This is a genomic window from Streptomyces sp. NPDC002130, assembly GCF_040296465.1.
Lineage (GTDB): Bacteria > Actinomycetota > Actinomycetes > Streptomycetales > Streptomycetaceae > Streptomyces.
The window spans coordinates 1-22,689 of record NZ_JBEOXI010000133.1 but is presented as its reverse complement, the minus strand read 5'-3'; the positions used below and the strand labels follow the sequence as shown (position 1 = coordinate 22,689).

The 22,689-nt window shown below is 71.9% G+C and carries 19 protein-coding genes and 1 pseudogene; 11 read left to right on the top strand and 9 right to left on the bottom strand.

Features of this window, described 5'->3' with window-relative positions; genetic code table 11:
• Window positions 1-60 precede the first annotated feature (60 nt).
• The 4 genes from argG to ABT116_RS24240 all read right to left on the bottom strand — a co-directional run bounded on the left by argG (window position 61) and on the right by ABT116_RS24240 (window position 6,567).
• Complete coding sequence (gene argG, locus ABT116_RS24255; RefSeq protein ID WP_351637446.1) at window positions 61-1,470, bottom strand: argininosuccinate synthase; 1,410 nt, start codon at window positions 1,468-1,470, stop codon at window positions 61-63.
• A gap of 116 nt (window positions 1,471-1,586) precedes the next feature.
• Window positions 1,587-2,582: a methylmalonyl Co-A mutase-associated GTPase MeaB gene (gene meaB / locus ABT116_RS24250; RefSeq protein ID WP_351637444.1), complete on the bottom strand. Its 996-nt coding sequence runs from the start codon at window positions 2,580-2,582 to the stop codon at window positions 1,587-1,589.
• Window positions 2,579-4,753, bottom strand: a complete 2,175-nt coding sequence (gene scpA, locus ABT116_RS24245; protein ID WP_351637442.1) for a methylmalonyl-CoA mutase — start codon at window positions 4,751-4,753, stop codon at window positions 2,579-2,581. Before scpA ends, meaB begins: the two co-directional genes overlap by 4 nt.
• Window positions 4,753-6,567, bottom strand: coding sequence for a methylmalonyl-CoA mutase family protein (locus ABT116_RS24240; RefSeq protein WP_351637438.1), 1,815 nt, complete (start codon window positions 6,565-6,567; stop codon window positions 4,753-4,755). Before ABT116_RS24240 ends, scpA begins: the two co-directional genes overlap by 1 nt.
• Window positions 6,568-6,737: 170 nt before the next feature.
• On the opposite strand from ABT116_RS24240, the gene ABT116_RS24235 reads away from it, so the two are divergent.
• The 6 genes from ABT116_RS24235 to ABT116_RS24210 all read left to right on the top strand — a co-directional run bounded on the left by ABT116_RS24235 (window position 6,738) and on the right by ABT116_RS24210 (window position 12,111).
• Window positions 6,738-6,950: a hypothetical protein gene (locus ABT116_RS24235; RefSeq protein WP_351637434.1), complete on the top strand. Its 213-nt coding sequence runs from the start codon at window positions 6,738-6,740 to the stop codon at window positions 6,948-6,950.
• The gene (gene kdpF / locus ABT116_RS24230; RefSeq protein WP_055523315.1) at window positions 6,947-7,036 is read left to right on the top strand and encodes a K(+)-transporting ATPase subunit F; all 90 of its coding nucleotides are present in this window, start codon (window positions 6,947-6,949) and stop codon (window positions 7,034-7,036) included. Before ABT116_RS24235 ends, kdpF begins: the two co-directional genes overlap by 4 nt.
• 1 nt (window position 7,037) lies before the next feature.
• On the top strand, window positions 7,038-8,702 hold the full coding sequence (kdpA, locus tag ABT116_RS24225) for a potassium-transporting ATPase subunit KdpA (RefSeq protein WP_351637428.1): 1,665 nt from the start codon (window positions 7,038-7,040) through the stop codon (window positions 8,700-8,702).
• Window positions 8,699-10,804, top strand: coding sequence for a potassium-transporting ATPase subunit KdpB (gene kdpB, locus ABT116_RS24220; RefSeq protein ID WP_351637424.1), 2,106 nt, complete (start codon window positions 8,699-8,701; stop codon window positions 10,802-10,804). The genes kdpA and kdpB overlap by 4 nt, the downstream gene beginning before the upstream one ends.
• Window positions 10,805-10,828: 24 nt before the next feature.
• On the top strand, window positions 10,829-11,461 hold the full coding sequence (locus ABT116_RS24215) for a potassium-transporting ATPase subunit C (protein ID WP_351637421.1): 633 nt from the start codon (window positions 10,829-10,831) through the stop codon (window positions 11,459-11,461).
• A gap of 155 nt (window positions 11,462-11,616) precedes the next feature.
• A complete protein-coding gene (locus tag ABT116_RS24210) occupies window positions 11,617-12,111 on the top strand; it encodes an ATP-binding protein (RefSeq protein WP_351637419.1) in 495 nt (164 codons plus the stop codon).
• 31 nt (window positions 12,112-12,142) lie between these two features.
• Here ABT116_RS24210 and ABT116_RS24205 read toward each other — a convergent pair whose 3' ends face one another.
• Entirely contained in the window at window positions 12,143-13,498 is a 1,356-nt protein-coding gene (locus tag ABT116_RS24205) for a hypothetical protein (protein ID WP_351637417.1), read from the bottom strand.
• A 113-nt stretch (window positions 13,499-13,611) separates the two neighbouring features.
• On the opposite strand from ABT116_RS24205, the gene ABT116_RS24200 reads away from it, so the two are divergent.
• Window positions 13,612-14,853 carry a molybdopterin-dependent oxidoreductase gene (locus tag ABT116_RS24200; protein ID WP_351637415.1) on the top strand — a complete coding sequence of 414 codons (1,242 nt, stop codon included), beginning with the start codon at window positions 13,612-13,614 and terminating at the stop codon, window positions 14,851-14,853.
• A 316-nt stretch (window positions 14,854-15,169) separates the two neighbouring features.
• On the opposite strand, the gene ABT116_RS24195 is transcribed toward ABT116_RS24200, so the two are convergent.
• Genes ABT116_RS24195 through ABT116_RS24185 form a run of 3 tightly spaced genes read right to left on the bottom strand, consistent with a single transcriptional unit; the run spans window position 15,170 to window position 17,270 of the window.
• Entirely contained in the window at window positions 15,170-15,928 is a 759-nt protein-coding gene (locus tag ABT116_RS24195; protein ID WP_351637413.1) for a class I SAM-dependent methyltransferase, read from the bottom strand.
• A complete protein-coding gene (locus ABT116_RS24190) occupies window positions 15,925-16,578 on the bottom strand; it encodes a TIGR04282 family arsenosugar biosynthesis glycosyltransferase (RefSeq protein WP_351637411.1) in 654 nt (217 codons plus the stop codon). The genes ABT116_RS24195 and ABT116_RS24190 overlap by 4 nt, the downstream gene beginning before the upstream one ends.
• A complete protein-coding gene (locus ABT116_RS24185) occupies window positions 16,575-17,270 on the bottom strand; it encodes a glycosyltransferase family 2 protein (RefSeq protein WP_351637409.1) in 696 nt (231 codons plus the stop codon). The genes ABT116_RS24190 and ABT116_RS24185 overlap by 4 nt, the downstream gene beginning before the upstream one ends.
• A gap of 122 nt (window positions 17,271-17,392) precedes the next feature.
• Here ABT116_RS24185 and ABT116_RS24180 point away from each other — a divergent pair, with 122 nt between their 5' ends.
• Window positions 17,393-18,136, top strand: a complete 744-nt coding sequence (locus ABT116_RS24180; RefSeq protein WP_351637407.1) for a response regulator transcription factor — start codon at window positions 17,393-17,395, stop codon at window positions 18,134-18,136.
• Complete coding sequence (locus tag ABT116_RS24175; protein ID WP_351637405.1) at window positions 18,133-19,245, top strand: sensor histidine kinase; 1,113 nt, start codon at window positions 18,133-18,135, stop codon at window positions 19,243-19,245. Before ABT116_RS24180 ends, ABT116_RS24175 begins: the two co-directional genes overlap by 4 nt.
• A gap of 254 nt (window positions 19,246-19,499) precedes the next feature.
• Here ABT116_RS24175 and ABT116_RS24170 read toward each other — a convergent pair whose 3' ends face one another.
• On the bottom strand, window positions 19,500-20,504 hold the full coding sequence (locus tag ABT116_RS24170) for an NAD-dependent epimerase/dehydratase family protein (protein ID WP_351637403.1): 1,005 nt from the start codon (window positions 20,502-20,504) through the stop codon (window positions 19,500-19,502).
• 124 nt (window positions 20,505-20,628) lie between these two features.
• Between ABT116_RS24170 and ABT116_RS24165 the strand changes: the two genes are divergently transcribed.
• Together ABT116_RS24165 and ABT116_RS24160 are read left to right on the top strand one after the other, a co-directional pair.
• Window positions 20,629-21,360 carry a flavodoxin family protein gene (locus ABT116_RS24165; protein WP_351637401.1) on the top strand — a complete coding sequence of 244 codons (732 nt, stop codon included), beginning with the start codon at window positions 20,629-20,631 and terminating at the stop codon, window positions 21,358-21,360.
• A 288-nt stretch (window positions 21,361-21,648) separates the two neighbouring features.
• Window positions 21,649-22,542: pseudogene (locus tag ABT116_RS24160) on the top strand (DUF1996 domain-containing protein); the annotation flags it as partial.
• Window positions 22,543-22,689 lie beyond the last annotated feature (147 nt).

The following is a 22,689-nucleotide window of genomic DNA, read 5'->3' as shown; positions in this document are numbered from 1 at the left end:
CGCGCATGGAACAGTCCCTTCGCCGCAGGTACCTGACGAAGGGTCAGTGTGACGTGCGCCTCACTCGTCGTCGAGGCCCCGGGAGGCGATGACCTGGGCGCCGCCCTGCGGCAGCTCCGGCATGGTGCCGATCAGCCCGGTCGCGGCGGCCTGGGAGGCGCCGATGGTGGGGCTGCCGGTGCCGATGAGGCCGATGCCGGCGTACTGCTCCAGCTTGGCGCGCGAGTCGGCGATGTCGAGGTTGCGCATGGTGAGCTGGCCGATCCGGTCCACCGGACCGAACGCGGAGTCCTCGGTGCGCTCCATGGACAGCTTGTCCGGGTGGTAGCTGAACGCCGGGCCCGTGGTGTCGAGGATCGAGTAGTCCTCACCGCGCCGCAGCCGCAGCGTCACCTCGCCGGTGACGGCGGCGCCGACCCAGCGCTGGAGCGACTCGCGGATCATCAGCGCCTGCGGGTCCAGCCAGCGGCCCTCGTACATCAGCCGGCCGAGGCGCCGGCCCTCGGTGTGGTACTGGGCGAGGGTGTCCTCGTTGTGGATCGCGTTGACGAGGCGCTCGTAGGCGGCGTGCAGCAGCGCCATGCCCGGGGCCTCGTAGATGCCGCGGCTCTTGGCCTCGATGATCCGGTTCTCGATCTGGTCCGACATGCCGAGGCCGTGCCGGCCGCCGATGGCGTTGGCCTCCATCACCAGGTCGACGGGGGAGGCGAACTCCTTGCCGTTGATCGACACCGGGCGGCCCTCGGCGAAGCCGATCGTCACGTCCTCGGCGGCGATCTCGACCGACGGGTCCCAGAACCGGACGCCCATGATCGGCTCGACCGTCTCGACGCCGGTGTCCAGGTGCTCCAGCGTCTTGGCCTCGTGGGTGGCGCCCCAGATGTTGGCGTCCGTGGAGTACGCCTTCTCCGTGCTGTCGCGGTAGGGCAGGCCGTGGGCCAGCAGCCACTCCGACATTTCCTTGCGGCCGCCGAGCTCGGTCACGAAAGCCGCGTCCAGCCAGGGCTTGTAGATCCGCAGGTGCGGGTTGGCGAGCAGGCCGTAGCGGTAGAACCGCTCGATGTCGTTGCCCTTGAACGTCGAGCCGTCGCCCCAGATCTGGACGTCGTCCTCGAGCATCGCCCGCACCAACAGCGTGCCGGTGACGGCGCGGCCGAGCGGGGTGGTGTTGAAGTACGCCCGCCCGCCCGAGCGGATGTGGAACGCGCCGCAGGTCAGCGCGGCCAGGCCCTCCTCGACCAGCGCGGCACGGCAGTCGACCAGGCGCGCGATCTCGGCACCGTAGGTCTTGGCACGGCCGGGCACCGAGGCGATGTCGGGCTCGTCGTACTGGCCGATGTCGGCGGTGTAGGTGCACGGGACGGCGCCCTTGTCGCGCATCCACGCGACCGCGACGGAGGTGTCGAGACCGCCCGAGAAGGCGATGCCGACGCGTTCGCCGGCGGGCAGGGAGGTGAGGACCTTGGACATAGAAAGAGTATGTATCACTTTGCATAGTCATGCAAGCCGGGTATGCGAATTCCCCGTTCCGGTTGTCTGCCGGTTGTCTTCCGGCCGTACTCCGGTGCTTCCGACGGACTGCCGGTTCAGGAACCCGCTGCTTCGGAGCCGCCGCCCAGCGCCCCGAGGATCCGCTCGGCGGCCAGCGTCGGGGTGAGCTCGCCCTCCCGGACCCGCTGCTCCAGCACCGGCGCCAGCGCCCGTACCGCCGGGTCGGCCTGGAGGCGGCCGAGGAGTTCGTCGCGGACCATGGTCCAGGTCCAGTCGACCTGCTGGTCGCGGCGCTTGGCGGTGAGGCGGCCCGTCGAGTCCAGCAGGGTGCGGTGCTGTTCGAGGCGCTCCCACACCGTGTCCAGGCCGGTCGACTCGCGGGCGCTGCAGTGCAGCACCGGCGGGGTCCAGAACGCGTCCTTGCCGTGCATCAGCCGCAGTGCGCCCGCCAGTTCGCGTGCGGCGGCCCGGGCGTCGCGCTCGTGCGGCCCGTCCGCCTTGTTGACGGCGATCACGTCGGCCAGCTCCAGCACGCCCTTCTTGATGCCCTGGAGCTGGTCGCCCGTGCGGGCGAGGGTGAGCAGCAGGAAGGTGTCGACCATGTTCGCGACGGCGGTCTCGGACTGGCCGACGCCGACCGTCTCCACCAGGACCACGTCGTAGCCGGCCGCCTCCATCACCACGATCGACTCGCGGGTGGCCTTGGCGACCCCGCCCAGCGTGCCCGCCGTGGGGGAGGGGCGCACGAACGCCGCCGGGTCCACGGCCAGGCGCTCCATCCGGGTCTTGTCACCCAGGATGGAACCGCCCGTACGGCTGGAGGACGGATCGACGGCCAGCACCGCGACCCGGTGCCCGAGCGAGGTCAGCAGCGTGCCGAACGCGTCGATGAACGTCGACTTGCCCACGCCCGGCACCCCGCTGACGCCGATCCGCCGGGCCCGGCCGCTGTGCGGCAGCAGCGCGGTCAGCAACTCCTGGGCCAGCGCCCGGTGTTGCGGCCGCGTCGACTCGACGAGCGTGATGGCACGGGCGATGATCGCCCGCTTCCCGTCGAGCACGCCCTTCACATACGCGTCGACATCGATCACAGCTCGTGCCCGAGACCGTCCGACAGCCGCTTCACCAGGTCGTACGCCGCGTCCGGGATCACCGTCCCGGGCGGGAAGACGGCCGCGGCGCCCATCTCCAGCAGCGTGGGCACGTCCTGCGGCGGGATCACGCCGCCGACCACGACCATGATGTCCTCGCGGCCCTCCTCGGCCAGCGCCTCGCGCAGCGCCGGGACGAGGGTGAGGTGACCGGCGGCCAGCGAGGAGACGCCGACGATGTGCACGTCCGCCTCCACGGCCTGCCGGGCCACCTCTGCGGGCGTCTGGAACAGCGGGCCGACGTCCACGTCGAAGCCGAGGTCGGCGAAGGCGGTGGCGATCACCTTCTGGCCGCGGTCGTGGCCGTCCTGGCCCATCTTGGCGACCAGGATGCGCGGACGGCGGCCCTCGGCCTCCTCGAAGGCGGACACCAGGGTGCGGGTGCGGTCCACGCTCGGGGACTCTCCGGTTTCGTTGCGGTACACGCCGGAGATCGTACGGATCTGCCCCGCGTGCCGGCCGTACACCTTCTCCAGGGCGTCGGAGATCTCCCCGACGGTCGCCTTCGCGCGGGCCGCGTGCACGGCCAGCTCCAGCAGGTTGCCCTCGCCGCCGGCGGCCCGGGTCAGCGCCTCCAGCGCGTCCTGGCAGGCCCGCTCGTCCCGTTCCGCGCGCAGCCGCCGCAGCTTCTCGATCTGCTGCGCCCGCACGGAGGAGTTGTCGACCTTCAGGACGTCGATCTGCTCGTCGGACTCCACCCGGTACTTGTTGACGCCGATGACCGGCTGACGGCCCGAGTCGATCCGGGCCTGCGTGCGTGCCGCGGCCTCCTCGATGCGCAGCTTCGGAATGCCCGCGTCGATGGCCTTGGCCATGCCGCCCGCGGCCTCGACCTCCTCGATGTGCTGCCAGGCCCGCCGGGCCAGGTCGTACGTCAGCTTCTCCACGTACGCGCTGCCGCCCCACGGGTCGATCACGCGGGTGGTGCCGGACTCCTGCTGGAGCAGCAGCTGCGTGTTGCGGGCGATGCGCGCCGAGAAGTCGGTGGGCAGCGCGAGCGCCTCGTCGAGGGCGTTGGTGTGCAGCGACTGCGTGTGCCCCTGGGTCGCCGCCATCGCCTCGACGCAGGTGCGCGTCACGTTGTTGAAGACGTCCTGCGCGGTCAGCGACCAGCCCGAGGTCTGCGAATGGGTGCGCAGGGACAGCGACTTGGCGTTCTGCGGGTCGAACTGCTTCACCAGCTTCGCCCACAGCAGGCGCGCCGCCCGCAGCTTGGCGACCTCCATGAAGAAGTTCATGCCGATCGCCCAGAAGAACGACAGCCGCGGCGCGAACGCGTCCACGTCCAGCCCGGCCTCACGGCCGGCCCGGATGTACTCCACGCCGTCCGCGAGCGTGTACGCCAGCTCCAGATCGGCCGTCGCACCCGCCTCCTGGATGTGGTACCCGGAGATGGAGATGGAGTTGTAGCGCGGCATCCGCTGCGAGGTGTAGGCGAAGATGTCGGAGATGATCCGCATCGACGGCTTCGGCGGATAGATGTAGGTGTTACGGACCATGAACTCCTTCAGAATGTCGTTCTGAATGGTCCCGGCCAGTTTCTCGGGCGGTACGCCCTGTTCCTCCGCCGCCACGATGTACAGCGCCAGCACCGGCAGCACGGCGCCGTTCATCGTCATCGACACGGTCATCCTGTCCAGCGGGATCCCGTCGAACAGCTGCCGCATGTCGTAGATCGAGTCGATCGCCACGCCCGCCATGCCGACGTCACCGGTCACCCGCGGGTGGTCGCTGTCGTAACCCCGGTGCGTGGGCAGGTCGAAGGCGACCGACAGACCCTTCTGGCCGGCCGCGAGGTTGCGCCGGTAGAAGGCGTTGGACTCCTCGGCCGTCGAGAAACCGGCGTACTGGCGGATCGTCCAGGGCTGGTTGACGTACATCGTCGGGTACGGGCCGCGCAGGTACGGCGCCGTACCCGGCCGCGTGTCGAGGAAGTCCAGGCCCTCCAGGTCACGGCCGGTGTAGAGCGGCTTGACGGCGATGCCCTCCGGGGTCTCCCAGAGCAGGTCGTCCCCGCCGGAGGCGTTATTGACCGCCGTACGCCACTCGTCGGCGCCGCCGTCGGGGGCCGGAGTGCCCAGCTCGATCCCGGAGAAGTCGGGGATTCCCATCAGGACACAACTCCCATGCGGTCGAGGGTGGCGGACAGCACGGCGACGGCGTCGCAGCCCGCGAACACATACGCGTCGACCCCCGGGTACTCCCCGGGGCGGCCCGCGAGGAACACATGCCGTGCACCGGCGGCCTTCAGGGACCGTACGGTCGCCTCGGCCTGCTCCGCGTACAGCGCGTCGCTGGAGCACAGCACGGCCTCCGTGGCACCGCTCTCCTCGAAGGTGCCCTCCGTGACCGGCTCGATGCCGCCGGCCTGGAAGAGGTTCGAGGCGAAGGTGAGGCGCGCGGTGTGGGCGGCGGCCGGGCCCAGCGCGGCGAGGAAGATCCGCGGCCGGGACCCGGTCGCGGCGAGATGGGCGTCGGAGCGGGCGCGCAGCGCCTCGAAGGCCTCGTCACGGCGGACACGCGGCAGCCCGCCGCCGGAGCGCGGCTCGGGAGCGTCCGGGCGGACGACCGGCTTCTCCGCGAGGAACGGGAACTCGCTGACGCCGGTGATGGGTTCGCGCCGCTTGGCCAGCCGGCCGGTGCGCGCCTGCCAGGTCTCGGCGAGATCCCGCTCCAGGTCTCCCGACCGCAGGGCGGCCGCCAGACCGCCGAGCCGCTCGATCCGCCGGAAGAACTCCCACCCTGCCTGGGCGAGCTCGTCGGTGAGCCGCTCCACGTACCAGGAGCCGCCCGCCGGGTCGATCACCCGGGCCAGGTGCGACTCCTCGATGAGGATGGTCGAGGTGTTGCGGGCGATCCGGCGCGCGAACGCGTCCGGCAGGCCGAGGGCGTGGTCGAAGGGCAGCACGGTGACCGCGTCGGCCCCGCCCGCGCCGGCGGCCAGCGTGGCGATCGTGGCGCGCAGCATGTTCACCCACGGGTCGCGGCGCGTCATCATCACCGGCGACGTCACCACGTGCTGGAGCTGCGCCCCCGCGCGCGGCGCCCCGCAGGCCTCGGCCACCCGGGCCCACAGCCGGCGCGCGGCCCGCAGCTTGGCGATCGTCAGGAACTGGTCCGCGGTCGCCGCGTACCGGAACTCCAGCTGGGCACAGGCCTGTTCGACGTCCAGCCCGGCCCCGGTCAGCTCCCGCAGATACGCAACCCCGGTGGCCAGCGAGCAGCCCAGCTCCTGGGCGGCCGAACCACCGGCCTCGTGATACGGCAGCGCGTCCACGGTCAGCGCCCGCAGCCCCGGGTACTCCCCGGCGCACAGCCGCGCGAGCTCCCCCGCCGGCGCGGACTCGCACTGCTGCCCGGTACGGGCCTCGTGTCCGAGCGGATCCGCACCCAGGTTGCCGCGCGCGGCGTCCCGGGCGACTCCCCGCTCCTCGTACACCCGCAGCAACTCCCGCGCGGCGGACTCGGTGTCGCGTCCCGCGTCCAGGACGACGGGCGCCAGGTCGAGGTACACGCCGTCGAGGACCCGGCCGAGGTCCGGCACGGCGATGCCGCCTTCTCCGACCGTCAGCCAGAGGGACGTGACGCCGTTCTCCAGGTCCCCGAGCACCGCGTCACGGTCGGCCGCACAGTGCCGTTGCCGTACGTCCCAGCCGCCGACCGTGTTCCCCTCGGCGCGGCCGCCGCGCACAAAGGGAGCGAAACCGGGGAAGCCCGGCTCGGGCGCGGAGTCGTGGGCGGTGTAGAGAGGGCGGGTGCGCAACCCGTCCTCCAACGCGGTGGACAGGGCTTCCTCGGCCTCGGCCCCCTCGACGTCCTTGCCCGATTTGCGCAGCACACCCGCCACAAGGCGCTGCCACTGCTCATGGGGCACGTCAGGGAACTCGCCGGCCAGCTCAAGCCCGTCGTCAGGCAGGACCGTCATGCTCGGATGTTAGGCCACGTTAACGAAAGAGCAGCAGAGGAAGCGGCTGTGACCTTGCCCTCGCCCGGCCTGTGACCTCGCTCTCCCCGCCCGTGCGACCGCCCGTGCGACCGCCTGTGCGACGGGGAGCCGCCGCCCATGCTAACCAGCATCCGCTCCTCGGGGGGCCGATGCGTCAAGGTGCCGTCAAGGCCGTGGCCGCCGCCGTAAGGGACCCGTCAACAAGCGGTCCGATCCGGCCGCCGGGCGCTTTCCTCGAAGCGTCCGCATGTCCCCACACCTCACTCCAGGAGTCCGCGATGGCCGATCCGGCCTTCGTCATCACCGTGCTCGCGGCTTTCGCGCTGGTGGCTCTCGTCGCCAAGGGGGTGACGAAGCTGTGACCGCCGAGAACGCTGTCGGTCTGGTCGTGGCCGTCGCCCTGCTGGGCTATCTCGTCCTCGCCCTGATCTTCCCGGAGAGGTTCTGAGATGGGTCCCGTCCTCGTCGGCGTCCTCCAGCTGCTCGCCCTCGTGGCGGCGCTGGCGCTCGCGTACGTCCCCGCCGGCAGCTACATGGCCCGCGTCTACACCTCGAAGAGGCACCTGCGGGTGGAGAAGTGGATCTACCGGAGCATCGGAGCCGACCCGGACACCGAGATGACCTGGACCGCGTACCTGCGCGGCGTGCTCGCCTTCTCGGTCGTCGGCGTGCTGTTCCTCTATCTGCTCATGCGGCTCCAGGGCATCCTGCCGGGCTCGCTCGGCTTCGCGTCGGTCGATCCGGCCCAGTCGTTCAACACGGCCGTGTCGTTCGTGACCAACACCGACTGGCAGTCGTACTACGGCGAACAGACCATGGGGCACGTGGTGCAGACGGCGGGTCTCGCCGTGCAGAACTTCCTCTCCGCGGCCGTCGGCATGGCCGTCGCCGTGGCCCTGGTCCGCGGCTTCGCCGGCTCGCGCACCGGTGACCTCGGCAACTTCTGGTCCGACCTGGTCCGCGGCACCGTGCGGATCCTGGTGCCCGCCGCGGCCGTCGCCGCCGTCGTCCTGGTGGCCTGCGGTGTGATCCAGAACTTCTCCGGGATCCACGAGGTCGGTCAGTTCATGGGCGGCTCCCGGCAGTGGAACGGCGGCGCGGTCGCCTCGCAGGAGGCCATCAAGGAGCTGGGCACCAACGGCGGCGGTTACTTCAACGCCAACTCCGCCCATCCCTTCGAGAACCCGACGCCCTTCACCAACCTCTTCGAGATCTTCCTGATCCTCGTCGTCCCGTTCGCCCTGACCCGCACCTTCGGGCTGATGGTCGGCTCGGTGAGGCAGGGACACGCGATCCTCGCCACGATGGTCACCATCTGGCTGGGCTTCGTGGCCCTGATGATGTGGACGGAGTTCGCCCACCACGGCCCGGCCCTGCAAGCCGCGGGCGGGGCGATGGAGGGCAAGGAGGTCCGCTTCGGCATCGGCTCCTCGTCGATCTTCGCGGTGTCGACGACCCTCACCTCGACCGGCGCGGTCGACTCCTTCCACTCCTCCTTCACGGGCCTGGGCGGCGGCCTCACCATGCTCTCGATGATGCTGGGCGAGATCGCCCCCGGCGGCACCGGATCCGGCCTCTACGGAATGCTGATGCTGGCCGTCATCGCGGTGTTCATCTCCGGGCTCATGGTCGGCCGCACACCCGAGTACCTGGGCAAGAAGATCGGCGCGCGGGAGATGAAACTCGCCGCCTGTTACATCCTGATCACCCCGGCCCTCGTCCTGGTCTTCACCGCGGTCTCCATGGCCCTGCCGACACCGGCGCACTCGATGCTGAACCCGGGCGCGCACGGCTTCTCCGAGATCCTCTACGCCTTCACCTCCGCCGCCAACAACAACGGCTCGGCCTTCGCCGGCCTGAACGCGAACACCGACTGGTTCAACACCATGACCGGCCTTGCGATGCTGTTCGGCCGCTTCCTGCCCATGATCTTCGTCCTGGCGCTGGCCGGCTCGCTCGCCGGACAACGCCCGGTCCCGGTCACCGCCGGCACCCTGCGCACCGAGAAGCCGCTCTTCACCGGCCTGCTGGTCGGCGCCGTGCTGATCATCACCGGTCTGACGTACTTCCCGGCGCTCGCGCTGGGCCCGCTCGCCGAGGGACTGGCGTCATGACCACCCGCACCGAACCCCACGAGGACTCCATGTCCACTCCCACCCTGATACCCCACCCGGACACGCCGGCGGCGCACACGACCCCCGACGACCGTGCCGGAGCGGGCCTGTTCGACCCGCGGCAGCTCGTCACGTCGCTGCCGGAGGCGCTGCGCAAACTCGACCCGCGGGTGATGGTCAAGTCGCCCGTCATGTTCGTGGTCTGGATCGGCTCGGTCCTGACGACCGTGTTCTCCTTCGAGGACCCGGGGGACTGGTTCGGCTGGACGATCAGCGTCTGGCTGTGGCTGACCGTCGTCTTCGCCAATCTGGCCGAGGCGGTCGCCGAGGGCCGGGGCAAGGCGCAGGCCGACACCCTGCGCCGGGCCACCAAGGACAGCGTGGCCCGCAAGGCCGACGGCACGCTCGTCCCCGGCACCGAACTGCGGATCGGGGACCTGGTCGTCTGCGAGGCGGGCGACGTCATCCCCGGCGACGGGGACGTCGTGGAGGGCGTGGCCACCGTCGACGAGTCGGCCATCACCGGCGAGTCGGCTCCGGTCATCCGCGAGTCCGGCGGCGACCGTTCGGCCGTCACGGGCGGTACGAAGGTGCTGTCCGACCGGATCGTCATCCGCATCACCACCAAGCCGGGCGAGACCTTCATCGACCGGATGATCAGCCTCGTCGAAGGCGCAGCACGGCAGAAGACACCCAACGAGATCGCGCTGAACATCCTGCTCGCCTCGCTGACGATCGTCTTCCTGCTGGCCTGCGCCACCCTCCCGCCCCTGGCCGACTACGCCGGCACTCGGCTGACGATGGTCGTGCTCGTCGCCCTGCTCGTCTGCCTGATCCCCACCACGATCGGCGCCCTGCTCTCGGCGATCGGCATCGCGGGCATGGACCGGCTGGTGCAGCGCAACGTGCTGGCCATGTCCGGGCGGGCGGTCGAGGCGGCGGGCGACGTGTCGACGCTGCTGCTCGACAAGACGGGCACCATCACCTTCGGCAACCGGCGGGCCGCCGAGTTCGTGCCGGTGGGCGGGGTGACGGAGGCCGAGGTCGCCGGTGCCGCCCAGCTGTCGTCGCTGGCCGACGAGACACCCGAGGGCCGCTCCGTCGTCGTACTGGCGAAGGAGCGGTACGGGCTGCGCGAGCATGAGCCTGCCGGTGCCGAGTGGATCGCGTTCACCGCGCAGACCCGGATGTCGGGTGTCGACGTCGATGGGCGCAGGATCCGTAAGGGCGCGGCCGGTTCGGTCATCGCCTGGGTGGAGGGGCAGGGGGGCGAAGTCGCCCCGGGCACACGGGAGGTGACCGGCCGTATCTCCGAGGCCGGCGGCACCCCGCTCCTGGTCGCCGTCGAGGACGCGGACGGTGCCCGGGTCCTCGGCGTCATCCACCTCAAGGACGTCGTCAAGGACGGCATGCGGGAACGGTTCGCGCAGCTGCGCCGCATGGGCATCAAGACCGTCATGATCACCGGCGACAACCCGCTGACGGCCAGGGCCATCGCCGAGGAGGCCGGTGTCGACGACTTCCTCGCCGAGGCCACCCCCGAGGACAAGATGGCCCTCATCAGGCGCGAGCAGGCGGGCGGCAAGCTCGTCGCGATGACCGGCGACGGCACCAACGACGCCCCGGCCTTGGCCCAGGCGGACGTCGGCGTGGCCATGAACACCGGCACGTCGGCCGCCAAGGAGGCCGGCAACATGGTCGACCTCGACTCCGACCCGACCAAGCTCATCGAGATCGTCGAGATCGGCAAGCAGCTCCTCATCACCCGGGGCGCGCTGACGACGTTCTCCATCGCCAACGACGTCGCCAAGTACTTCGCGATCATCCCGGCGCTGTTCGCGACGGTCTACCCGGGGCTGGGCAAGCTCAACATCATGGGCCTGTCCTCGCCCCACTCCGCGATCCTGTCGGCCGTCGTCTTCAACGCGCTGATCATCGTCGCACTGGTGCCGCTGGCCCTGAGGGGCGTGCGCTACCGGCCGCTCAGCGCCGACCGGCTGCTCCGCCGCAACCTCACCGTCTACGGCCTCGGCGGGCTGATCGTCCCCTTCCTCGGGATCAAGCTCATCGACCTGGTCGTCTCCCTCATCCCCGGGCTGTAATTCTCCGAAAGCGTGCTGACAGCCATGAACAACTCCGTCAGGAACACCGCCCGGTTGCTCGGGGCGGGCCTGCGCGCACTCCTCGTGCTGACCCTGGTGACCGGCGTCCTCTACCCGCTCGTCGTCACCGGCATCGCCCAGGGACTCTTCCCCGCCAAGGCGAACGGCTCCGAGGTCAGGGCGGACGGCAGGGTGGTCGGCTCGTCCCTGATCGGCCAGCAGGGGTACAGCCTGGACTACTTCCAGCCACGCCCCGCCGACGGCCTGGGCGAGAACTCCCTCAACACGCAGTACAAGCTGATCCTCTCCGGTGCCACCAACCTGTCCGCCGACAACGAGAAGCTGGTCAGGTCGGTGCGGGCGGCCAAGGCCGAGGTGGTGAAGGAGAACTCGACCGCCGACCACCGGGTGGACCCGGCCGACGTCCCCGCCGACGCCGTCACCTCCTCCGGCTCCGGCCTCGACCCCGACATCTCCCCGCGCTACGCCGACCTGCAGGTCTACCGGGTCGCCGAACGCAACCACCTGACCGTCGCGCAGGTCCGACGCCTCGTCGACCGGCACACCGAGAGCCGCACCCTGGGCTTCATGGGCGAGCCCCGCGTGAACGTCCTGGAACTCAACATCGCGCTCAAGGGGCTCGTCGCGAAGAGGTGACGGCTTTCATGCTCTGCGCCGCATCGCCCGGCCGGGTCATGCGGCACAGAGCACACCCGACGGCAGGCCGCCGGCAGTGTGTGCGCTGAGCGCCGGGGTAGATGAACGACCGAGAAGGTCACTTGGCGACACGAACAACAACGAAAGAGCCCCACATGGTCATCCCGCTTATGAAGCAGGCGGAAGATGAGCCGGGCACGGACGAGCGGGCCACCCTGCGCTACGGCGTGGTCTGGGCAGAAGGCGCAGCGTGTGCCGGCGAGGCACGCCGGGCGCTGCACGCGTTCCTGTCGCACGTACCGTGTACCGGCCGCACACTGGTGCCGGCCCCGTTCGCCATCGACGCCGAACTGGTCGTCAGTGAACTGGTCACCAACGCGATCCGGCACGCACCCGGCCCCTGCGGGATGACTCTCCGGCTGTCCGGCGACGGACTGGCCATCACCGTGTGGGACACCTCCGCCGAGCAGCCGGTGGTCATGAGGCGCGACGGGCAGCGCTTCGGCGGCCACGGGATGCATGTGGTGCACACGGTCAGCAGCGAAGTGACGGTCGTGTTCCTGGACGACGGCAAGGAGATCACCGCCTGCCTGCGCCCCGTGCCGGGCGACGACCCCGACACGATAGTCGAGGCAGGCCCTGCCGCTTGACGCCGACGACGAGTCGTCCTCACGGCGGCGTTCACCACCCGGTGAACAGCAGATGGTTCAGGAGCAACGCGAGCAGCGCCTGGGCGGCGAGCCAGAGGCGAGGGCGCGTGAGGAACGCGCAGGCCGGGAGCAGCCACAGGGCGAAGGGGAGCCAGATGCGTTCCGTCTCCGCCTTGCTCATGCCGGACAGGTCGGCGACCAGGAGGGCGACCAGCGCGGCGCACACGAGGAACGCGAGGCGGACGTCGGCCGGGGGCCCGGTGCGATGCCGGACCAGTACGGCCGCTGTCCGCCGCAGCCCCGCCGCCGTGGCCAGGCCCGTGATGAGCACCGCGCAAGCCGGATTGGCCCACACCCAGTAGCCGTAAGGGCGGATGCCGCCCGCGCCTTGGCCGTAGCGCGTGACCAGCAGGCGGTAGGCCTCCAACCAGTCGAAACCGGCGAGCGTGAACACCGTGGGCACCACGGCGAGTCCGGCGAGCAGCGCCGCCACCGGCACCGGGCGCTCCCGGACCCCGCGACGGCCGAGCACCAGGGCCGCGGCCGCGATCAGCGCGACGAGGGTGAGGCCGTACGACAGGTAGCAGGTCAGGCCGAACAGCAGCCCGGACGCGCCCGCCCACCCCGGGGATCTCCGGGTGACCGCCAGCGCCGACAGTGCCACGGCCCAGGCCGCCACCGCCGCGAAGTACGCGTCGGCCGAGGTGCCCATCCACACGGCCGCCGGGGCCAGCACCAGGAAGGGGGCCGCCCGGCGGGCGAGTGCCTCGTCTGCCAGGGCGCGGACCGTGACCAGTACGGCCACACAGGCGGTCGCCCCGACGGTGATGCACCACATCCCGGCCCAGCCCCCGCCCCGCAGCCCGATCCGGTCGAGCAGCACGAAGGTGAGGGTGGCGGCGGGCGGGTGCCCGGCGACGTGGGCGGGCCAGTTGTCGGGCGAGTCGAGCAGGATGTGCCCGGTGAAGCCCCGCAGCGCTGCCGGGATGTCGTCGAAGCGGTCGACGACCTGGAGGTATTCGTGCCGGGTGGTGAGCCGGTGGGCGATGCCCCGGTGCCATCCGTCGACCAGGGCGAGGGAGAGGATCCACATCATGGCCGTGCCCCAGGCGGCCGGGAGCAGGGCACGCCAGGGGAGACGGGCCGCCAGGACGGGCCCGTACGTCACCGTGGCGACCGCCACCAGGACGGCGGCCGGGGTACCGGGGCCCAGATGCGGCCCCCAGGACGCCAGCAGCGGGGGCCAGTCGACGAACAGCGTCCGGCTGGTGTCCTCGATGTGGCGGCCGGCCAGTACGGACGCCGCCACGAGCAGCGCGGCGGCCCCGGCGGCGCAGACATCGCGGCGCAGGCCTCGGGACGGCGTGGTGGGAGGGGTGCGGATCACACCGGCACGCTAGGCCGCGCGGCCGGTCGCCGACCGCCGACCGGGCCCGACGTCAGCGTTTCGTCATGGGTCGCGCACCCTTTCGCGGGGTGTTCGCGGCCTACCGTCGGCTCATGCGAGACGATCCACGCGATCCGCGGCTCCCGACGTCCCCCGGCTTCTGGCGCAGCCCCCTGCGCGGCCCCTGGTTCACCTCGGTGCTGGGCCTGGTCCTGCTCGCCGGCATCACGGTGCTCTTCGTGACGGGACTCCTCTCGTACGCCGCCTACAACCCGAACCTGTCGCCGGTCAACGACAAGACCCCGGACAAGGGGATCCTCGGCTTCTACCTCTTCTCCTGGCCGACGAATCCGCACTGGCTGTACCGGCTGAACCAGGGCGTCCACGTCACCCTCGGCATCACCCTGATCCCCGTCCTGCTCGCCAAGTTGTGGTCCGTCGTGCCGAGGCTGTTCGCCCTGCCCCCGGCTCGCTCGCTCGCTCACGCCCTGGAGCGGATCTCGCTGCTCCTGCTGGTCGGCGGCGGCCTGTTCGAGTTCGTGACCGGTGTCCTCAACGTCCAGCTCGACTACGTCTTCCCGGGCTCGTTCTACCCCCTGCACTTCTACGGCGCCTGGGTGTTCTTCGCCGCCTTCGTGGCACACGCCCTGCTGAAGGCGCCCACCGCACTGCGCAACCTGCGGCAGCTGCGGGAGGAGAGGAACGACCTGGTGTCCCCGCGTCCCGCCGAGCTGACCGTCTCCCGGCGGGGCGCCCTGTGGTTCGTCGGGGGCGGCTCACTGCTGCTGTTCGCCACGACCGTGGGGCAGAACTTCGGGGACCCGCTGCGGCGCACCGCCCTCCTCGCCCCGCACGGCGGCGCCGAACCCGGCAGCGGCCCGAACGGCTTCCAGATCAACAAGACCGCCGCGTACGCCGGGATCGACTCGGCCGAGGCGGCCGGGGACGCGTGGCGGCTCGTCGTGACGGGACGTACCGGAACGGTCCGCCTCAGCCGGGCCCGGCTCGCGGAACTCCCCTTGTACAGCGCGGCGTTGCCCATCGCCTGCGTGGAGGGCTGGTCCACGCCGGACCAGTGGTGGCGCGGGGTGCGGCTGCGCGACCTCGCGGCCCTCGTCGGGCACGAGGACGACCCGCCGGACGTGTTCGTCGAGTCCCTCCAGCGGCACGGCGCCTTCCGCAAGGCCGCCCTGAGCGCGGGCCAGGTGGCCGACCCGCGCTCCCTGCTCGCCCTGTACGTCAACGGCGAGGAGCTGTCCCCCGACCACGGCTACCCGGCGCGGATCATCGTGCCCGCCGCGCCCGGCGTGCTGAACACCAAATGGGTGGCCCGCATGACGTTCGGAGACCTGTGATGCGTGCACCGCGGCTCCCGCTCGGCAGCCCCCCGCACCTCCTGCTGCTGTCCTGTTCGTTCGCCCTCGCGGCCTACGCGGGGGTGCGCCTGCTCGCCGGCGACTGGTTCGGCGTGGCGCTGTGGGTCGTGGGCGCGGCGCTGCTGCACGACCTCGTGCTGCTGCCGCTGTACTCGGCGGCGGACCGGGCGGTGCTACGGGGGCTCGGCTGGGCCCGCCGCCGGGAGTGGGCGATGTACGTACGCGTACCGGCCGCCCTCTCCGGGCTGCTGCTCCTCGTGTGGTTCCCGCTGATCAGCTCCATGGTGGAGGCGCGCTACCGGTCCGCCACCGGCCTGCCGCCGGAGGTGTTCCTCCGGCGCTGGCTGCTGATCACCGCCGTTCTCTTCGGTGGCTCGGCGCTGCTGCTGGTGGCACGGCTGCTGCGACTGCGCAGGGCGGCGAAACGCCGCCCGCCCGCCGTCCACTGACCGGCTCGCTCCCAGTCCCGCGCATGCCGGAGCAGCGCACGGGTGCCGAGCCGCGCCCAGGGGAAGGGGTCTCCCGCGAGGGTCAGGGCATCGGTGATGTGGACGCGCACGCGTTCGTCGACGTCCGCCGGGGCGGTCTCGGCGATCAGCAGGCCACCGGGGCGCAGGAGCTCCGCGACCCGCTGCAGCAGGGCACACGGGTCGCCGCCGATGCCGATGTTGCCGTCCATGAGCAGCACGGTGTCCCAGCGGCCCTCACCGGGCAGGGGCGCGAAGACGGAGCGCCGCAGCGCCCGGCCCCCGAGCCGGACGCTGTGCTCCACCGCGGCCCCGCTGACGTCGATCCCGAGGGCGGTCCGGCCCTGGGCAGCCAGTTCCGCCACGAGCCGTCCGGGCCCGCACCCCACATCCAGTACGGCCCCCTCGCACCGGTCCAGCACGTCCCGGTCGACCGAGTCGGCCCGGGCGCACCAGCGTTCCACCTCCAGCGGCAGCAGCCAGCCGTCCGGGCGCCGCAGGAACAGGGGGCCGCGGCCGGCCCGCAGGGCGGCGTCGTAGGGACCGGCATCGGCCCAGGCCAGGGCGGTGGCGGGTGGGGCGCTCATCGAGGACCGGCCGTCGGTGAGGCCGGTCCGGCGGCGGGCGTCCCGGCCACCGTGCACCGGGCGAGCCGCGCCGCGAAACGCCCCCGTGGGGCCAGCGCGGCCACGGCGTGGGCGTCGGGAGCGGTGTCGACATCGCGCAGGGGCGGCAGGTCGCGCACCCGCAGGCCCGCCGCGACCAGCCGTTCCCGCTGCACGGCACCCGTCACCGGTGTCGACATGGGCACGCCCCGCAGCAGAGCGGGGTCCGGACACGCCAGGCCCAGGGCCCAGAAGCCGCCGTCCTCGGCCGGGCCGAACCAGGCGTCGCAGTCGGTGAAGTCCACGGTCAGCAGCTCCGGGGTCACCTGCGGGGTGTCCATGCCGATGAGCAGGGCCGGGCCGGTGCAGCGCGCGAAGGCCTCCGCCAGCCGCTCGTCCAGACGGCCCGCGCACTGCGCCACGACGTCGAAACCGGGCGGCAGCCAGGGGCCGGGGGCACCGTCGAGCACGAGGACGCGCCGGGCGGCGGGCGTGTCGGCCACGGCGTGCAGGGTGTCCGCGAGGGCCGCTTCGGCCAGCGCGGCCGCCTGCTGGGGTGTGAACGGTGGCGTGAGCCGGGTCTTCACCCGCCCCGGCCGTGGCTCCTTGGCGATGACGAGGAGCGTGGTCAACGGACGGTTCCCCCTTCGTGTGCCGGGGGTTCGGCAAGCACGCGGCTCATGTCCCGCACGGCCTGCCACGTACCGCGCCACGTGCCGGTCACCTTCGAGGCGCCCGTGCGCGGCAGATACGGCACGTCGTGCTCCTCGATCCGCCATCCCGCGTCGGCCGCGCGGACCACCATCTGCAGCGGATAGCCGCTGCGCCGGTCGGTGAGGCCGAGGGCGAGCAGCGGCTCACGGCGGGCGGCGCGCAGGGGACCGAGGTCGCGCAGGCGCAGCCCGGTGCGGCGGCGCAGCATCCGCGCCAGCGCGAGATTGCCGGCCCGGGCATGCGGCGGCCACGCCCCCCGCCCCTGCGGACGCCGCCGCCCGAGCATCAGGTCGGCCCGTCCGTCGCGCACTTCGCGCACCAAGGGGACCAGGAGGGCGGGGTCGAGGGAGGCGTCACAGTCGCAGAAGCACACCACCTCGGCAGTGGCGGCCGTCAGCCCGGCGTGGCAGGCCGCGCCGAAGCCCTGTCGCGGCTCGTGCAGCACGGTCGCGCCCCGCGCACGGGCGATGTCGGCCGAGCCGTCCGTGGAACCGTTGTCGACGACGAGTGCGCGCCAGCCCGGCGGAATCCGTTCGAGCACCCAGGGAAGGGCCTCGGCCTCGTTCAGGCAGGGCAGCACCACGTCGACGTCCGAAGGTGTCGTCGTCACGGTTTCACCCTACGAACGCGAATCGGGCATACCGGACCACCGGTCCTTACGAAACGCGGACGTCGGCGGCCAGAGCCGTTCCCCAACCCCCGTCGGCGGCGGCGCGGTGCCAGGCTGGAGGCATGCAACAGCCGTACGAGCCCCTCAGGACCGAGGACGGGTGCCCCAGGATTCTGGTGGTGGACGACGATCCGACCGTCGCCGAGGTCGTCGCCGGGTACCTGGACCGCGCCGGTTACGCCGTCGACCGGGCCGACGACGGCCCGACCGCCCTTACCCGCGCCGCCGAGCACCGGCCCGACCTGGTCGTGCTCGACCTGATGCTGCCCGGCATGGACGGCCTGGAGGTGTGTCGGCGGATCCGCGGCCGTGGGCCCGTGCCCGTCATCATGCTCACCGCCCGCGGCGACGAGGACGACCGCATCCTGGGCCTTGAGGTCGGCGCCGACGACTACGTCACCAAACCCTTCAGCCCTCGCGAACTCGTCCTGCGCGTCGAGTCGGTGCTGCGCCGCAGCCGCCCCGCCGCCACGGGGGGCCGGCTGGGAGCGGCCGGCCTGACCGTGGAGCCGGCGGCCCGCAGAGCCACCAAGAACGGCACCGAACTCGCCCTCACGCTCCGCGAGTTCGACCTGCTTGCCTTCTTTCTGCGGCACCCGGGGCGGGCGTTCGGCCGCGAGGACCTGATGCGCGAGGTCTGGGGGTGGGACTTCGGCGACCTGTCGACCGTCACGGTCCACGTCCGCCGCCTGCGCGGCAAGGTCGAGGACGACCCGGCCCGGCCCCGCCTGATCCAGACCGTCTGGGGAGTGGGCTACCGGTTCGAACCCGGTGAACCCGGTGGCGGAGGAGAGGCCCGACCGTGAGTGACACCCTCCTGATCGCCCTGTACGCCTTCGCCGGTGCCGCCGCGACGGGGCTGGCCGGAGCGGGCGTACTGCGCCTGATCCGCCGCCGTTCGCTGACCGTCTCCCTCGCCGTGGTGGCGGCCGTCGGTGTCGTCGCGATGCTCGCCGGCACGCTCGCCGTCGCCTGGGCGATGTTCCTGTCGGCGCACGACCTGACCGTCGTCACCACGGTCGTCGCCATGGCGGCCGTCGTCTCGCTGGCCACCGCCCTGCTGCTGGGCCGGTGGGTCGTCGCCCGCAGCCGGGAACTCGCCGTGGCGGCGCGCTCCTTCGGGGACGGCGGGGACTTCGCCGCACCCGACGGGCCTGCCACCGCCGAACTCGACGCGCTGAGCCGAGAGCTGGCGGCCACCAGCGCCAGGCTGGCCGAGTCCCGGGAGCGGGAACGCGCCCTGGAGGCGTCCCGTCGTGAACTCGTCGCCTGGATCTCGCACGACCTGCGCACGCCGCTGGCCGGTCTGCGTGCCATGTCGGAGGCTCTGGAGGACGGCGTCGCCGCCGACCCGAACCGCTATCTCCGGCAGATGCGCACCGAGGTCGAACGCCTCAACGACATGGTCGGCGACCTCTTCGAGCTCTCCCGCATCCACGCCGGGACCCTGGCGCTGACGCCCACCCGGATCTCCCTGTACGACCTCGTAGGCGACGCCCTCGCCGGCGTGGACCCCCTCGCCCGCGAGTACGGGGTGCGGTTGGTGGGCGGCCGTATCGAGCCGGTGCCGGTGGAGGTGGACGGCAAGGAGATGAGCCGCGTGCTGGGCAACCTGCTGGTCAACGCGATCCGCCGGACTCCGGCCGACGGCACGGTCGCCATCGCCGCCGAGCGTTCGCCCGAGGGCGTCGTCCTGTCCGTGACGGACGCCTGCGGCGGCATCCCCGAGGAGGACCTGCCGCGCGTCTTCGACACCGGCTGGCGCGGCACACACGCCCGGACGCCCCCGGCGGGCGCGGGCCTGGGCCTCGCCATCGTCCGCGGCATCGTGGAGGCCCACCATGGCCGGACCGGCGTACGCAACATCCCCGGCGGGTGCCGCTTCGAGGTGGTACTCCCGGCGGCCGCGTCCTGAGCGTGGCCGGAGCAGCCGGGGTCTGTCTCTCGCGCGTCGCTGCGGCGGTCGTGTCCTGAGCGCGGTCTGTTCTTCGGGCGGTCCTTGCGCCGGGCCTGGAGGTAGAGGTCGGTGTCCCGCTCGGCCACGGTCACCTCGTGCCCCGCGCGTCTCTGGCCGGCGGTCGCGTCCTGATGGCGGCCGTGCCATCAGGTCTCCCGTTCACACGTCCCCGCCCGCGGCCGCGCGCTGAACCCTGCACCAGCCGCCCGGGCCTACCCCTCGCGCATCCCTGCCCGCGCGAACTCCCTCATGCCCTCCTCGAAGCCGACCTCGGGCTGCCATCCCAGCTCCGCCCGCAGCCGGGACGAGTCCGCGGTGATGTGCCGTACGTCCCCGAGCCGGTACTCACCCGTGACGACCGGCACGGGCCCGCCGTACGCGGTGGCCAGGGACCGGGCCATCTCGCCCACGGTGTGCGGGTCGCCGCTGCCGGTGTTGTAGGCGGTGAGCAGGCCGGGGGCCGCCGCCTCCGCCTCCAGCGCCACGGCGTTCGCCGTCGCCACGTCCCGCACGTGCACGAAGTCCCTGCGCTGCCGCCCGTCCTCGAACACCCGCGGCGCCTCACCCCTCGCGAGCGCCGAGCGGAAGAAGGAGGCGACACCGGCGTAGGGGGTGTCCCGGGGCATGCCCGGCCCGTACACGTTGTGGTAGCGCAGCGACACCGCCGACCCGCCGGTGCAGCGGGCCCAGGCGGCGGCCAGATGCTCCTGGGCGAGTTTGGTCGTCGCGTACACGTTCCGCGGATCGGCCGGGGCGTCCTCGCGGACCAGGCCGGGAGAGAGGTCCTGCCCGCACTCCGCGCACGCGGGCTCGAACCGGCCCGCGTCGAGAGCGCCGACGGCCCGCGGCCCGGGCCTGACCACCCCGTGCCGCGCACACACGTACCGTCCCTCCCCGTAGACGACCATCGACCCGGCGAGCACGAGGGCGCGTACTCCCGCCTCCGCCATGGCCGCGAGCAGCACGGCGGTCCCCAGGTCGTTGTGCGAGACGTAGTCCGCCGCCTCGGCCACCCCGTCGCCGAGCCCGACCTTCGCGGCCTGGTGGCACACGGCGTCCACACCGGCCAGAGCACGGCCCACCGCTGCGGGGGCCCGCACGTCGGCCGAGGGATCCTCCCGCACGTCGAACACGATCGCCTCGTGCCCCCGCTCCCGCAGGGCGGCGACCACATGGGACCCGATGAACCCGGCACCGCCGGTGACCAGTACGCGCATACGGGCACGCTAGGCGCTCACCGGCGCCGCCCCCCGGGAGCACGGCCGTACGTCATGACTCCGTAAGACGTGCGTGGGTGCGCCGAACCGCAACAGAACGGACCTGGTGCGAGACCCTGCCCCCATGACAGCACCCTCCGCATCCGACGCGGCCCACCGCTTCGACGACCTGGCCGCCCTCTACGTCAACTGCACCCTCAAACCCTCCCCGCAGCGCAGCCACACCCAGGGCCTGATCGACAAGAGCCGGTCGATCATGGACGCCGCGGGGGTGACCACGGAGCTGATCCGCGCCGTCGACCACGACATCGCCCCCGGCGTCCACCCGGACATGACCGAGCACGGCTTCGCCTCGGACGTCTGGCCGGCGCTGTACGAGAAGGTGATGGCGGCGGACATCCTGGTCCTGGCCGGGCCGATCTGGCTGGGCGACAACAGCTCCGTCACCAAGCAGGTCATCGAGCGCCTCTACGCCTGCTCCTCGCTGCTCAACTCCGAAGGGCAGTACGCCTACTACGGCCGTGTCGGCGGCTGCCTCATCACCGGCAACGAGGACGGCATCAAGCACTGCGCGATGAACGTCCTCTACAGCCTCCAGCACCTCGGCTACACGATCCCGCCCCAGGCGGACGCCGGCTGGATCGGCGCGGCCGGCCCCGGACCGTCGTACCTGGACCCGGACTCGGGCGGCCCGGAGAACGACTTCACCAACCGCAACACCAGTTTCATGACCTGGAACCTGATGCACATCGCGGCCCTGCTGAAGCGGGCAGGAGGGGTCCCCGCTCACGGCAACCAGCGCGCACAGTGGGACGCCGGCTGCCGCCCGGGCGCGGACAACCCCGAGCACCGCTGACCTTCGGGGCCGGCCCGGATGCGCCAGTTCTTACGCGACGGTGACGCGCCATCGAAACCGGAGGTCACCTTCCGTCCCAGAGGCCACGGTGGTCACACCTGACACCGGAACGGAAAGGTCACCATGAACCAGGGACACAGGCGCAACCGCACACGGCGCAACGCGATCGTCCTGGCCGCCGGGCTGGCCGCGGGCGCTATCGGACTCACGTTGGTCAATGTGCAGGCCAACGCGACCGACGCCCCGCGTGCCAGCACCTACGCGGCTTCAAAACCCTCAGCGCCTGTCGGCAACGGCCCCGTGCCCGAGGACTTCGTGGACATCACCAAGATCGCCCGCAACGTGCCCGCCCCGCCCCGCGGCAACCGCAACGCCTCCAAGGGCGCCTTCAAGACCCGCTGCGGTGTCAACGCGGAGGGCCGCCACAACTCCGACAACGTGATCGTCGCCCCGGGGGTGGGCAACGGGGCCCACCACACCCACGACTACGTCGGCGCCATCGGCGTCGACGCCTTCACCACCGACGAGAGCCTCGCCGCGGCCGGCACCACCTGCACCAACGGCGACCGGTCGACCTACTACTGGCCTGTGCTGCGTGACCGCCGCGGAGTCGAGAAGGCGGACGCGGGCTCACCCGGCGGTGGAGCCGAGGGCAACGTCGGCAGGATCCTCACTCCCACGTCCGCGAGCCTCACCTTCGTCGGCAGCCCCACCACCAAGGTGGTCGCCATGCCGCGCTTCCTGCGCATCATCACCGGTGACGCGAAGGCCAACGCCAACGGCGGAGCCAACGCCAACGCCGCCTGGTCCTGCACCGGCTTCGAGGACCGTGTCCAGCTCAAGGACAAGTACCCGATCTGTCCGGCGGGCAGCAAGGTGGTCCGCACCGAGCGGTTCCAGAGCTGCTGGGACGGCCGGAACACCGACAGCGCCGACCACCGCGGCCACGTCGCCTTCGCCGACGCCCGGGGGAGGTGTCCGGCCGGCTTCAAGGCGATCCCGCAGCTTGTACAGCGCCTCACCTACAGCGGCCTGGCCGGCAGTACCGCCTTCGCCGTGGACAGCTTCCCCGAATCGCTGCACAAGCCCGTCACCGATCATGGTGACTTCATCAACGCGATGCCCCAGCGACTGATGAAGCGCGCCGTCGCCTGCATCAACTCCGGCCGTCGCTGCGGCTGAGTCCGATGCTGTCGCCGGGCCAGAGCCGCTTCTCGAACCAGTGGTGGGCGTAGGGCTCGTCGTTGAAGGCGGGGACCTCGGTGTATCCGCTGTCGCGGTAGAGACCGATGGCCGCCTCGAGGGCCTTGTTGGTGTCGAGCCGCACCC

What these genes read in the sequence shown, in the direction of transcription:
- argG (WP_351637446.1), bottom strand. Translation starts at nt 1,470, where the DNA reads ATGTCCAAGGTCCTCACCTCCCTGCCCGCCGGCGAACGCGTCGGCATC.
- scpA (WP_351637442.1), bottom strand. Translation starts at nt 4,753, where the DNA reads ATGGGAATCCCCGACTTCTCCGGGATCGAGCTGGGCACTCCGGCCCCC.
- ABT116_RS24240 (WP_351637438.1), bottom strand. Translation starts at nt 6,567, where the DNA reads ATGACGGTCCTGCCTGACGACGGGCTTGAGCTGGCCGGCGAGTTCCCT.
- ABT116_RS24235 (WP_351637434.1), top strand. Translation starts at nt 6,738, where the DNA reads ATGCGTCAAGGTGCCGTCAAGGCCGTGGCCGCCGCCGTAAGGGACCCG.
- kdpA (WP_351637428.1), top strand. Translation starts at nt 7,038, where the DNA reads ATGGGTCCCGTCCTCGTCGGCGTCCTCCAGCTGCTCGCCCTCGTGGCG.
- kdpB (WP_351637424.1), top strand. Translation starts at nt 8,699, where the DNA reads ATGACCACCCGCACCGAACCCCACGAGGACTCCATGTCCACTCCCACC.
- ABT116_RS24215 (WP_351637421.1), top strand. Translation starts at nt 10,829, where the DNA reads ATGAACAACTCCGTCAGGAACACCGCCCGGTTGCTCGGGGCGGGCCTG.
- ABT116_RS24210 (WP_351637419.1), top strand. Translation starts at nt 11,617, where the DNA reads ATGGTCATCCCGCTTATGAAGCAGGCGGAAGATGAGCCGGGCACGGAC.
- ABT116_RS24200 (WP_351637415.1), top strand. Translation starts at nt 13,612, where the DNA reads ATGCGAGACGATCCACGCGATCCGCGGCTCCCGACGTCCCCCGGCTTC.
- ABT116_RS24195 (WP_351637413.1), bottom strand. Translation starts at nt 15,928, where the DNA reads ATGAGCGCCCCACCCGCCACCGCCCTGGCCTGGGCCGATGCCGGTCCC.
- ABT116_RS24180 (WP_351637407.1), top strand. Translation starts at nt 17,393, where the DNA reads ATGCAACAGCCGTACGAGCCCCTCAGGACCGAGGACGGGTGCCCCAGG.
- ABT116_RS24170 (WP_351637403.1), bottom strand. Translation starts at nt 20,504, where the DNA reads ATGCGCGTACTGGTCACCGGCGGTGCCGGGTTCATCGGGTCCCATGTG.
- ABT116_RS24165 (WP_351637401.1), top strand. Translation starts at nt 20,629, where the DNA reads ATGACAGCACCCTCCGCATCCGACGCGGCCCACCGCTTCGACGACCTG.